The following is a 12,798-nucleotide window of genomic DNA, read 5'->3' as shown; positions in this document are numbered from 1 at the left end:
TCTCCCCCTCAATTATGCAATCGGGAGAGTTGGAGATGAACAAATTTAAGTTAAGCCGGAGCGGTCCTTATTTGGTCATGGCCCCCGGAATGATACTCCTGCTGTTATTTGCCATATATCCTACAATTTTCCTGTTTAAGATCAGTTTTCAGGAATATAGTCCGATCAGTATAGAGAAACCATTCGTCGGGCTGAGCAATTATATCCAAGTGTTTCAGGATCAAAGTTTCTGGAATTCTCTGAAAATTACAATTATTTTTGTTCTTAGTACGGTTTCACTGGAGTTTTTTATTGGTTTGTTTTTGTCCATCGTTTTGCACCAGCTTGGCAAAGGGCAGAAGATATTTCAATCGCTGATCTTGCTTCCCATCGCTATGGCGCCTACGATTGTAGGGCTCATGTTCCGTTTTATGATGAACGATCAGTATGGCGTATTTAATTATTTTGCTGAAAGTCTTGGTTTTTCAAGGATATCCTGGCTTTCCGATCCCCAGCTGGCTTTACCGGCTTTGATCTTGACGGATGTCTGGCAGTGGACGCCATTTATGATGATTATCCTGCTTGCCGGACTTAAAGGTATACCGAGTGATCCTTATGAAGCGGCTAAAATAGACGGGGCAACGGCATCGCAAACCTTCTTCTATGTCACCATTCCGCTGTTGTCCAAGATTATATATATAGCACTGTTGTTAAGAACGATTGATGCATTCCGGATTTACGATACCATTTATATGATGACCAAAGGCGGACCGATCAATGTAACTTCAACCTTAAGCTGGATTGTGTACGACAAGGGCTTTAAATTCCTCGATTTTGGTTATGGCGCGGCACTATCCGTGGTCATGCTGATCCTGGTCGTGACCCTGCTGATGTTGTTCTTGCGGAAGGTTGATTTGTTTAATGTGGAGGGCAAGTCATGAGCGAATCCAAAAGTAAATCGTTTACGTTACTGCTATATCTCATAGTCATTCTTGCTACGATTGTTTTTATATTTCCTATCGCTTGGATGTTTCTCACTTCTTTAAAAAGCCAAAACGATGCATTTACGGCGATTCCGAAATGGATTTTTACCGTTACTTTTGATAATTACCAAACCGTTTTATTTGAAAGGGATTTTCAAAAGTACCTTTGGAACAGTTTGTATGTTTCGGTTTTCTCCACCGTGTTGGCGGTCATCCTGGGAAGCGGCATTGCCTACCCGTTCGCAAGGTATAACATCAAGGGAGCCAAAGACATCTTAACGTGGATTTTGACTTTAAGAATCGTTCCCCCGATTGTATCGGTACTGCCTATCTATTTGTTGTTTTCCAACATGAATATGCTTGATACGTATACGGCATTGATCTTAATGTATACATTTATGAATCTTCCGCTCGTGACTTGGCTGCTGTACGGCTTTTTCAAGGACGTGCCGGGAGAAATCGAAGAATCTGCGCTGGTGGATGGCTGTAACCGATTTACCGCATTTTTCAGAGTCATTTTCCCTATCATCGGCCCTGGGCTTGTATCGGCTGGATTGTTGTCGTTTATCTTTGCCTGGAACGAATTTTTGTTCGCCAATATTTTGTCAGGCCCGAATGTTCGTACGGCCCCTGTAGGACTCAATGAATATGCAACGCCGGTAAGTGTATTATGGGGACAAATTGCGGCAGCGGGAACGATGATTATTGTCCCTATCGCCATCATCACGTTAGTCTTGCAGCGTAAAATGGTCAGCGGACTTACTATGGGAGCTGTAAAAGGGTAATGGTTACGACAATAAGCAGATAGATATTAAGCGCGTTTTGGAGGGTAAGATGGAGAGAATAAAAGTAGGAATCATAGGGACGGGCTTTTCCGCGATGGCTCATATCGAAGCATTAAGAAGAGTTCCTTTTGTGGAGGTTATCGCCGTATCTTCCAGTTCCAAGGAAAAAAGCATAGAGTTCTCCAAAAAAATGTGCATACCCAAGGCATATGGAGATGCGGACGAGTTGATTCGGGATCCGGAGGTACAAGCCGTTCATAATTGCACCCCCAATTCCTTGCATTTTGAAATCAATAAAAAGGTGCTCCTTGCCGGCAAACATCTCTTATCGGAAAAGCCGCTGGCCGTAAACAGCGAACAATCCGGAGAATTGCTGAGGCTCGCCGGGGAAAGCGGAGTGGTTAGCGGGGTTTCGTTCAATTACAGACATTATCCTATGGTTTCTCAAGTCAAAGAGATGCTGGAATCCGGAAACAACGGAAAACCGAATCTCGTTTACGGCGGCTATATTCAAGATTGGTTAAGCAACGATACGGATTACAGCTGGAGGCTTGAGGAAGATAAAAACGGTCCTTCCCGTGCGATCGCGGATATCGGTTCCCATTGGTGCGACACCGTTCAATATGTATTAAACAAAAAAATTACCGAAGTCTTTGCCGACCTGAAGATCGTGCATCCGATCCGGAAAAAACCGAAAGGGAAAGTTAATACATTCGAATCGTCCAATGATGTGGAAAGAGAAGAAGTGAAAATCACGACAGAGGATTACGGAAGCGTGCTGGTTCACTTTGAAGATGGCGTTCAGGGCGTATTTACGGTATCTCAGGTGACAGCAGGAAGAAAAAACCGATTGTATTTTGAAATTTCCGCGGAACGGTCTTCGTTTGCATGGGATCAGGAGAACCCCAACCGGCTGTGGGTAGGAAAACGCGACCATTCCAACGAAGAATGGCTCAGGGATCCGGATTTATTATCACCCAAATCCGTATCATTAGCCCATTATCCGGGAGGCCATCAAGAAGGCTGGCCCGACGGTTTGAAAAATCTGTGCATCGATTTTTATCAAAAAGTGCGAAACCGGGATCATGAAAGTTCATTTGCCACCTTCTCCGATGGACACCGGATCATGAGATTAATCGATGCTATACTGAAAAGTCATAGAGAAAAAAGATGGGTAAGTTTGGCGGAATAGTCAAAAAGATTGAAGTCATGCCTTCTCATCGTCCCGGGGGTGTTATATTATGGACTAGATAAGGTTATTTATTTTAGAGAAAGTGGTGTAATCCATGAAATTGCTCTCGATGACCGCCCATGTACTGCAAATCATAAGAAGAGCTAAGCAGCCTTTGTCCAAAACGGATATTGCGGCGGCTACCGGTTTATCCGTTTCCGCTGTATCTGAACATGTCGAACGGTTGATGAATGAAAAATTAATTCAAATTTCCAATATTGGCAATTCCAGCGGCGGCAGAAAGCCCAAGCTGTACTCTATCAATCAACATGCCGGATATATCATATCCATTGAACTAGGCACAAGCGCCGTACGTGTGGGGATTACTGATTTTGACTGCAATATTCTCGTCTCTCATGGCGCCCCGGTAGATATCGGCGAGGGTCCGGAGAAAGTTCTATCCTATATTCACAGCATCGTCAGCGAGATTCTGGACAAGGCTCAAATCGGAAAAAGCGAAATCAAAGGCATCGGCATCGGAATACCGGGACCGGTCGAGTTTGCCTCCGGTCTTCCTGTCTCTCCGCCGATTATGCCGGGATGGGATCGATACCCGATCAGAGATTTCTGGTCCCGGCATTTTGATTGCCCTTGCTATGTTGACAATGATGTGAACATCATGGCCGTTGGGGAATATGCCAAAGGCTTGCAGTTTGAAGTAGACAATTTGATTTACATTAAAATAGGGACAGGGATCGGCGCCGGAATCATTTATAACGGCAAGCTTTATCGTGGCGTAAGCGGCAGTGCGGGCGATATCGGCCATATCGATGTCGGCAAAGATGTCGTCTGCTGGTGCGGCAACCGCGGCTGTCTGGAGGCCCTGGCGGGCGGTAAAGCCATTGCCGCCAAAGCCAAGGATATGGCTTTGGCCGGCAAAAGCGAGTTTTTGTTGGAAAGATTGAAATCCAATGGCGAGATCACCATCAAGGATGTACGCATGGGAATTCACAGCTTTGACTCCGCGTCTGTTGAATTGATTCGCGAGAGCGGCGCCCTGATAGGCCAAGTGATCTCTTCACTGGTTAACTTTGCGAACCCTTCCCTGATTTCGATTGGCGGGGGAGTTGCGGAGATCGGCGATATTTTGCTGGCCGCGATCAGACAAGGAGTTTATCAGCGATCCCTGCCTCTGTCTACGCGCAATTTGTTAATTAACAAGTCTAATTTGGGAAAGGCCGCAGGACTCGTAGGCGGCGCATTTATGACGATCGATCAGCTGATCATCAACAGCATTGAAAAATCGGATACCCTTCTTGATTTGAGGATGAAAAGCTGGTAGTGACTACTAAATTTATGCTGTTCGGGAGGAAAGCGTATGTTTCGTTATAGCGCTACGCAATGGATTTTTGGAGATGAAGGAATCGAAGCCAGCCTGAAAAGGCTGCAAAAATACGGATACGATGGTGTAGAACTTGCCGGAGAACCTTATTCCATCGATATCGAGCATACCAAACGACTGCTGAAGCAGTACGGTCTGATCTGTACTTCCATTTGCGGCATTTATACGGCGGAGCGCGACCTTTCGTCTTCCAGACCGGAAGTCCGCCAAAAAGCGGTTCAATATGTGAAGGATTGCGTAGACATGGCCAGCAGCCTGGGAGCTGCCCATGTCATCGTCGTACCGTCCCCGGTAGGCAAGAGCCGTCCGGAGACGACGAGCAGCGAGGAATGGGCCAATGCGGTAAACAGCCTGAAAGAAGCGGGCGAGTATGCTGCCTCCAAACAAATCAATCTGGCGATTGAAGCATTGAACCGGTTTGAAACCTATCTTGTGAATAACCTGGAAACAGCGTTAGCCTTAGCCAAGGAAGTTAACGTGGACAGCGTGAAGATCATGGCCGATTTGTTCCATATGAATATTGAGGAGCGCAGCCATGTTCAAGCCTTGAAGACCATCGCTCCGTACCTCGTTCATGTTCATATCGCCGATAATACCCGTGAAGCCGCAGGCATGGGACAGACCGATTTCGAGCCTGTGATAAGAACATTGATTGAGCTGAACTACCAAGGACCGATTACAATGGAATTTTTGCCGCCGGTCGCTAATCCGTATTTAGCGGCATCGAAGACCGGTTCCAGCGAAGTGTTCGATTTGTATACCGAACGTTCCATTCAAGAGATGAAACGTATAGTCCAAAAAATTACGGGAACGGCGTCTGCATAATCGGCCGTATCGGATCATCAGCCCCAAAATCCATGGATCGCCGCCATGGATTTTTTTTGCCTCGGCGCAGCGAAAGCCGTTAAGAGCCCATTTTTCCCCAGCCAATCACAACGCTATGCTGTCCTACATAAACTGAATTTGACTGTATCCCTAGACCTTGTAATGATACCAAAACCCGGGCAAGGAGGGGTGACATTGAAGGGCAACGACAATAATAAAAGTAAATTTTTGCTAACCAATCGCGAACGAGAAGTGTTTGAACTACTGGTGCAGGATAAAACGACGAAAGATATCGCGCAGCAACTGTTTATCAGTGAGAAGACCGTGCGCAACCATATCTCGAATGTGATGTGGTTTGAAATTCATACAAAGCCGCTTTCTGGAGGGGGACGGCGGCGAGGGTTCAAGCCCCTCCGACCGCATGCCGGGACAACCGTGCATAGCCGGGATCGGATCACCGGGAGCTTCTCAGGCATGTAATATTGTATTCTTCAATTTTTCTGTACAAGGTCGTTCTTCCTATTTTCAAAAGGGCCGCAGCCTTGCTTAAATTCCAGCCCGTTGCATGCAGCGCCTTTTTGATGGCCTCGATTTCCGCCTCTTGAAGCGACGGGACGGCATCATCGGCAGCCTGAGCCTCCGGTCCGCTTTGACAATCGTCTGCAATCTGCAGATGTTCGGGAAGTATGGGCCCTCCCTCGGCCAGAAAAGCGGCTTGCATAAGGGCGCTGTTTAATTCGCGGATGTTTCCGGGCCAGGCATGCCGCAGGAGCAAGTTTTCCGCTGCTTCCGACAAATAAGCGTTCGGATAGTTATGGCTTTGCAGCAAATGTTTGGCAAGCTCGACGATATCGCTTCTTTCACGAAGGGAAGGCAATGTAATTTGAATGCCTTTCAAGCGGTAATAAAGATCGGCGCGAAACCGTCCTTCCTTGATTTCATTTTGCAAGTTTCGATGGGTTGCCGCGATGATTCTTATATCGATGGACTTGCTTCTGGCGCTTCCGACGGGGGTGATCGTCCGTTCCTGCAAAACCCTGAGCAGAGCCGCCTGCGCGCGCAGAGACATGTCGCCGATTTCATCCAAAAAAATCGTTCCCTTATGAGCCGCCTCGAATTTCCCCTTATTTCCTTCCCGATTGGCCCCCGTAAAAGCGCCCCGCTCATAACCGAACAATTCGCTTTCCACCAGGTTGTCGGGTATTGCGCTGCAATTCACGGCTATGAAGGGTTGATTCGAACGTAAGCTGGCCGTATGAATGGATTGCGCAAACAATTCTTTTCCAGTGCCGCTTTCTCCCAGCAGCAGAACCGGAAAGTCGGTGAGAGCCGCTTTGTAGGCCAGTTCTTTTTTCTGTATGATGCTGGGGCACGATCCGGCGATATCGGAGAATGTATACAAGCGAGTTACACCGATCACTTTTTTTTGAATCGCTATGGAACGCCAAACCTTTTGATGATGATCGTGGATTGTTTCGATGGAAAAGCCCTCGATGCCCGAGAATTCCTTGCCGATGGCATCCTTGCCTATAATCCGGAGAGCGGCTTGGTTGGCACGAATAATTCTGTTGTCGTTATCCAGCGACAGAAGCGGAAGCGGATTATTTTTCATCGAGAATTCCAGTTCCTTTAAAGTGATGAGATGCTCCTTCTTGGAATCTTCGATGAGAAGCCGGTTCTGCAGCGAATCCGCGGCCATCGTGGCAAGAGCCAGGCTGTGGGCATTGTAATTTTCCTGTTTGCTGCTGAAATTGATGACGCCCAACAATTCCCCGGTCGGACTGAACACAGGCGACGATGCGCAGGTGAGGAAATGATTCAACTGATAGTAATGCTCATCGGCATGGATACGGACAGGGAGCCGTTCCGTAATGGCTACCCCGATGGCATTGGTTCCCTTTCTGTTTTCCGCCCAATTGGCCCCTACCTGGAGTTGAACCGCTGCCGCGCGTTTGGAGAAATCGGGGTCGCCGACCGAATAAATGATATTGCCTTGAGCATCGATTAGAAGGGCCGCCTGTTTCGCTTGTTTGATGAAGAGCTCCATTTTCCCGAATATATGCGAGACGTGCTTGAGCAGAACTTCATTCTGATGAAGGATTTCATGAATTTGCCTGCCTGTCATCAACTGGTCGTCCACAAGATCCGTCCGTTTCAATCCATATTGCTGACAGCGCTTCCAAGAGGTTGCTACAACTTCAGAATGTTTCCTTGCTTTCAGAGACGGCAACGTAAACACCTCCACAAACCACTTGTGAGATATTGATTGTAGTATAACATACTTGAAATTCAGATGTGCTCTTTTGAACAAGAATGTTTCAAAATGTTACAGCTTAACGCAAAAGAGATATAATTGAATCCGTCGTCGGAAAAAAACACCATTACGCATTGGATCCGAGCGGAATGGTGATTCCGCTAAAGCCAATAACGTAACGGTGTTTGTGTGGCTCTGGCACCATGGACTCGTCGGCAAGCGCTTACATTATTTGAATGTCAAGACGATCCGTCCATTAATGTTTCCTTTTTCCATACGTTCAAAAATTTCATTGATCTTTTCCAGAGGCTGTGTTTCGATGATCGCTTTCACTTTGCCGCGGGCGGCGAAATCCAAAGCTTCCTGCATGTCTTTTCTTGTGCCGACAATCGAACCTTTTACTGTAACGCCATTGAGAACCGTATCGAAAATCGGGATCGGCAGCTCGCCGCTCGGAAGACCGACGACCACCAGTGTACCGCCGCGTCTTACGGAACGGTATGCTTGCTCAAACGCTTTTGGAGTGACGGCCACGCTCACGGCGGCATGAGCGCCTCCGACTTTGTTCTCGATTTCTTCTACAGGATTTACAGACTTGCCGTTAATGGTAAGATCGGCTCCCAACTGCTTGGCAAGTTCCAATTTATCGTCGCTGATATCGACGGCAATGACGTTAAATCCCATCGCCTTCGCATATTGGAGCGCAATATGTCCGAGACCTCCAATGCCATAGATCGCCACCCATTCTCCCGGTTTTGCATCGGTAACCTTCAGGGCTTTATATGTGGTTACGCCTGCGCATAGGATCGGGGCAATTTCTTCATCCGATACGCCGTCCGGGATTCTCGCGACATAGGCGGCGGGTGCGACGCAATATTCCGCGTATCCTCCATCGGCCGAATAGCCGCCGTTTAACTGGCTTTTGCATAGCGTTTCCCAACCGGTCAAGCAGTACTCGCATTCGCCGCAGGCGGAGAACAGCCACGGAATTCCAACCCTGTCCCCGATGTTGAGGGAGCTTACTCCCGGACCGACTTTTTCCACATAGCCAACGCCTTCATGACCGGGGATCAAAGGCAGCTTAGGTTTCACGGGCCAATCCCCATGAGCGGCATGCAGGTCGGTATGGCAAACTCCGCAAGCCGTGATTCTTACCAGTACTTCCCCTTGTCCGACCTCCGGTGTCGGCACTTCCTTGATTTCCAGCTTTTGATGAAATTGATTTACAATAGCAGCTTTCATTTGTATCCTCCTTTAAGATGAACGTTATAGGGTTGCATGCAACACTTTCATACAAACGCAAAACCTGTGCCAATCCTAAAAAACGCAGAAACGTTATGTTTTTTTGCATTGAAATGACGAAAATTCGGCCGTAAAGCCGAAAAAACGGCTATCCTATCAATTTTTCGGCTTTTTATAAAATGTTTACCAAAAAGTAAATTACACAGTACAATAGCAATGAAGGAGGAATAGCCATGGGTATTTTCAAATTCATGACACCGGAAATTATTTTCGGTACGAATGCTCTGAGTCAAATCGGGGAAAGCCTGCTTCGACTGGGAGCGAAAAAGGTTTTTGTTGTCTCCGATAAAGGCGTTCTGAATTCCGGTTGGGTGGAACTTGCCGTCCGCTATTTGAAAGATTGCAAACTGGACTACTGCTTATGGACGGAACTCACCTCCAACCCCAAGGATTATGAAGTGGAAAAAGGTGTTCGAACCTATGTTGAGAGCGGTTGCAATTCGGTTGTCGGGATCGGGGGAGGAAGTGCAATTGACGCTGCCAAATCCGTTGCCTTACTTGCAACCAACAGTGGAACGATCCAACAATATGAAGGAGTCGATCTGGTAACCAGGCCGCTTCCGCCAATGGTCATGGTGCCGACGACGGCAGGGTCGGGATCGGAAGTTTCCCAGTTCTCCATTATCCGCAATTCCAAACATAAGGTGAAAATGACCATTATTTCCAAATCGCTGATTCCCGATATTGCTATCATTGACCCGCAGACCCTGATGACGAAAGATGCGCGATTAACGGCACATACGGGTATGGACGTTTTATCGCATGCCATTGAATCTTATATCTCTCTGGCGGCTACCCCGATGACGGAAGGGTATTCATTGCAAGCGATTCGCTTGGTTGCCAATTACCTTCGGCCTTCCGTGGCAAGCCAGCACAATCGCGAAGCGAAAGAAGCGATGGCCATGGCCAGCCTTCAGGCAGGGATCGCTTTTTCCAACTCGATTTTGGGAGCGGTTCATGCCATGTCACATCAATTAGGCGGTTTGCTGGATCTGCCGCACGGGGAGGTCAATTCGATTTTGCTGCCTTATGTATTGGAGTATAATTTGATCTCTTGTCCCGAGAAATTCAAAAACATTTCCGAGGCTTTCGGTGAAAACGTCGAAGGCCTCAGCCTGACTGCGGCCGCCAGAAAGGCGATTGGAGCCGTTAAGGAATTGGCCGGCGATCTCGGCATCTCCGATTCTTTGTCCGGTTTGAACCTGAAGGAAGAACAGATCGATTTTATGAGCCATAATGCGGTTCATGATGCCTGCATGACGACGAACCCGCGGGATATGAAGGTGTCGGATGTGAAAATGCTGTTCCGCCATGCTTTGGGGAGTGACATCTGATGTCGGGCAAACAAGAGTTGATCGACAAGTTAACAGGGATTAAATCTTCAAGAAAAAGTTATTACAGCGAACTAAACGCTATCGTTGAAGAAATGAAGAAAAAGAACAAGCAGCTGGAAGTCATTAACCGGTTAACACAGATCCATGTGGACAAATCATGGGAGGAAGTCAGCAGCTATCTGGCCGCCCAATTATCACAAATTCTTTCTTTCGACCGGTTTGTCCTGACGCTTCTCGACCATTCCGATCTGCTGTTTTATATTTCGGAGCCGGAAGCGGCGGGCTGGTCCTGCCGTTTTGTCAAAAGGCGAATGGTGACGAAGACGGCCATGTCGATTGAAGAATTCAAAAAGCTGCTTAAAAAGGAAATACCGGATCATCATGGCACGTCCGTTTGTTTGCAATATCAAGCCGGAAACATCTACGGATTTCTTACTCTTTTGAATCGGGAGAAAGTGGAGTATCCCCGGGAAGAGCTTGAGCTTTACAGGCGTATGGGAGAGCATGTGCGGATCTCCATTGAAAACATCCTCCTGTTTAAAGACGTGAGCGAGAAAGTCCACATTGAAGCGCAGCTGATCCAGTCTGCAAAAATGGCCGCTTTGGGAGAGATGGCTGCGGGAATCGCCCATGAATTGAACAGTCCGTTAACCGCCATTCTCGGGAATGTCCAGCTGCTGATGCGCGACATGAAAGACGGGCGTCCGGGCAAAATGCTGGAGGATATTTACCAGTGCGGCCTGCGCAGCAAAAAAATCATACAAAATTTATTGACATTCTCAAGACAGGAAGAATATCAGCTGGAAACCATGCACCTCTCCGGCTTGATCGATGACGTATTAGGGCTGGTGGGATATCAGCTGGCTGTTTCCGGTATTTCCATACAGAAGGAAATCGATCCGACACTCCCGGCCGTCAGAGGGAGCCGCAATCAAATCGAACAGGTGCTGATTAACCTTTTTCTGAATGCGAGAGACGCGGTGCAAGGAAAAAGCAACCCGGAAGTGATCATTGGAACATGCCTCGTCGATTTGGAGGACCGGCAATTCGTTTCGATCTATGTGCGCGACAACGGAGTCGGCATTGAAGAAGATAACGTCTCTCAAATATTCAATCCTTTTTTCACAACGAAGGAAAGCATGAAGGGTACCGGTCTGGGACTTTCCGTAAGTCTGGGCATTGCCGAGTCCCATGGAGGAAAGCTTCTGGTAGACAGCAGGGTCAACGAATACACCCAGTTTTCCCTTCTGCTGCCGATTCAAGAAAATGAAGGAGGGGAATCCTATGAGTAGGGTGCTCGTCATTGATGATGAAATGGAAGTGACCTCTTTTTTTCGATATTTTTTGGAAGATAAAAGATGTGACGTGACGATTGCGAATTCAGGAAGGGAGGTCGATGAGCTGCTTCACCGGCATCCGTCTCCGTTTCATCTGGCTCTTGTGGATCTGAAGCTGCCTGATGCCAATGGATTGGATTTGTTGGCCAAAATTAAAACCAGGTACCCCGACTGCGAAGTCATGATCATGACCGGTTACAGCACCGTCAAATCAGCTGTGCTGGCCTTACAAGCGGGGGCCAAAGACTATTTGGAAAAGCCGTTTGATGACCTGGAAAGCCTGGAAAACATCATCAATTCCGTATTGCTGAACCCGGTCGGCAATACGGAAAAACTGAACATGGAAGCTGCGCAATACGGAATTATTTTTTCAAATTCAAGTCCGCTGCAGAAGGTCATAGCCGTAGCGGAAAAGCTGGCCAAGAAAGCCATCAACATTTTGATCGAGGGAGAGACGGGGACCGGCAAGGAATTGTTGGCCCGATTCATTCACGGCTCCAGTCTGAGAGCCCCCTATCCGTTTGTCGGCATCAATTGCGGGGCCGTGCCGGAAAGTCTGCTGGAGAGTGAATTGTTCGGTCATGAAAAAGGGGCGTTTTCCGGAGCGATCAGGACCAGAAAGGGGTATTTCGAGCTTGCTAATAACGGAACGCTCTTCCTGGATGAGATTGGAGAGGCGCCGACTTCGATTCAGGTAAAATTGCTGCGTGTGCTAGAGACGGGAGAGTTCATGAGGGTGGGCAGTGAGGAGATCCAAAAGAGCAATGTGCGGTTCATCTCGGCCACCAATCGAAATTTGGAAACCGAGGTCCAAAACAAACAATTTCGCGCTGACCTCTTATACCGGCTGGAGGGAGTGAAATTGTCGATTCCTCCGTTGCGGGATAGACCCGGGGATATTCCGTTGATAGCGCAGTCCTATCTGGACAAAAAATATGGAGGCGAGTGCCGGCTTGATCCGGATGCAGCGGAGATGTTAAAAATGTACGATTGGCCCGGGAACGTGAGACAGCTCCTCAATGTGCTCAATCAGACGCATGCCATTCACGAATGCAAGTGTTTAAAGCCAGACCATCTTCCGCCATATTTGCTGCAAAGAGCGGAGCATCCCGACAACCCCATGCCGATTGACCGGCAAATCGAAGATTTTATAGAACGGGAAGCCAAGCAATTTGTGCAAAGTCTGGTCAATGGCCTGAGCCAAGCCGAGCAGCTCCATTTAAAAAAAGTATTGGACAGGATCAGAAAGATGGAAGGGGAAATCGGGAGAAAAGTGATTGAAAGAAAATTGTCCGAGACCAATAGAGACAGGCAGTTGTTAAGCAAAAAATTAAATATCTCCATGAGGACGCTCCGATATATTCTAAATGAGAAGTAACGAAAGTCTCAATGCGATTGTTCTATTTTGAACAAGATGAAACACCCG

The 12,798-nt window shown here is 47.7% G+C and carries 11 protein-coding genes; 9 read left to right on the top strand and 2 right to left on the bottom strand.

Features of this window, described 5'->3' with window-relative positions; all coding sequences use genetic code 11:
- The first annotated feature begins 35 nt into the window (after positions 1-35).
- The 6 genes from IJ22_RS14285 to IJ22_RS26785 all read left to right on the top strand — a co-directional run bounded on the left by IJ22_RS14285 (position 36) and on the right by IJ22_RS26785 (position 5,625).
- Positions 36-920: a carbohydrate ABC transporter permease gene (locus IJ22_RS14285; protein WP_054818997.1), complete on the top strand. Its 885-nt coding sequence runs from the start codon at positions 36-38 to the stop codon at positions 918-920.
- Positions 917-1,747: a carbohydrate ABC transporter permease gene (locus tag IJ22_RS14280; RefSeq protein ID WP_062409295.1), complete on the top strand. Its 831-nt coding sequence runs from the start codon at positions 917-919 to the stop codon at positions 1,745-1,747. The genes IJ22_RS14285 and IJ22_RS14280 overlap by 4 nt, the downstream gene beginning before the upstream one ends.
- A gap of 49 nt (positions 1,748-1,796) precedes the next feature.
- Positions 1,797-2,939: a Gfo/Idh/MocA family protein gene (locus IJ22_RS14275; protein ID WP_062409294.1), complete on the top strand. Its 1,143-nt coding sequence runs from the start codon at positions 1,797-1,799 to the stop codon at positions 2,937-2,939.
- 94 nt (positions 2,940-3,033) lie between these two features.
- On the top strand, positions 3,034-4,260 hold the full coding sequence (locus tag IJ22_RS14270; RefSeq protein WP_062409293.1) for an ROK family transcriptional regulator: 1,227 nt from the start codon (positions 3,034-3,036) through the stop codon (positions 4,258-4,260).
- Positions 4,261-4,296: 36 nt separating this feature from the next.
- Positions 4,297-5,145, top strand: a complete 849-nt coding sequence (locus tag IJ22_RS14265) for a sugar phosphate isomerase/epimerase family protein (RefSeq protein WP_054818981.1) — start codon at positions 4,297-4,299, stop codon at positions 5,143-5,145.
- Positions 5,146-5,307: 162 nt separating this feature from the next.
- Positions 5,308-5,625 (top strand): helix-turn-helix domain-containing protein, encoded by a 318-nt coding sequence (locus IJ22_RS26785; RefSeq protein WP_235594349.1) that lies wholly within the window; start codon positions 5,308-5,310, stop codon positions 5,623-5,625.
- On the opposite strand, the gene IJ22_RS14255 is transcribed toward IJ22_RS26785, so the two are convergent.
- Both IJ22_RS14255 and adhP read right to left on the bottom strand, forming a co-directional pair.
- Positions 5,600-7,375, bottom strand: a complete 1,776-nt coding sequence (locus IJ22_RS14255) for a sigma-54-dependent Fis family transcriptional regulator (protein ID WP_145862537.1) — start codon at positions 7,373-7,375, stop codon at positions 5,600-5,602. The genes IJ22_RS26785 and IJ22_RS14255 overlap by 26 nt on opposite strands.
- A 252-nt stretch (positions 7,376-7,627) precedes the next feature.
- A complete protein-coding gene (gene adhP / locus IJ22_RS14250; RefSeq protein WP_062409292.1) occupies positions 7,628-8,641 on the bottom strand; it encodes an alcohol dehydrogenase AdhP in 1,014 nt (337 codons plus the stop codon).
- 233 nt (positions 8,642-8,874) lie between these two features.
- On the opposite strand from adhP, the gene IJ22_RS14245 reads away from it, so the two are divergent.
- Genes IJ22_RS14245 through IJ22_RS14235 form a run of 3 tightly spaced genes read left to right on the top strand, consistent with a single transcriptional unit; the run spans position 8,875 to position 12,750 of the window.
- A complete protein-coding gene (locus IJ22_RS14245) occupies positions 8,875-10,035 on the top strand; it encodes an iron-containing alcohol dehydrogenase (RefSeq protein ID WP_062409291.1) in 1,161 nt (386 codons plus the stop codon).
- Entirely contained in the window at positions 10,035-11,327 is a 1,293-nt protein-coding gene (locus IJ22_RS14240) for a sensor histidine kinase (protein WP_062409290.1), read from the top strand. The genes IJ22_RS14245 and IJ22_RS14240 overlap by 1 nt, the downstream gene beginning before the upstream one ends.
- Entirely contained in the window at positions 11,320-12,750 is a 1,431-nt protein-coding gene (locus tag IJ22_RS14235; RefSeq protein WP_062409289.1) for a sigma-54-dependent transcriptional regulator, read from the top strand. Before IJ22_RS14240 ends, IJ22_RS14235 begins: the two co-directional genes overlap by 8 nt.
- Positions 12,751-12,798 lie beyond the last annotated feature (48 nt).

This window comes from Paenibacillus naphthalenovorans (assembly GCF_001465255.1).
In the GTDB taxonomy this organism is placed as follows: domain Bacteria; phylum Bacillota; class Bacilli; order Paenibacillales; family NBRC-103111; genus Paenibacillus_G; species Paenibacillus_G naphthalenovorans.
The sequence above is the reverse complement of the archived record's forward strand: the minus strand, read 5'-3'. Positions and strand labels throughout refer to the sequence as shown.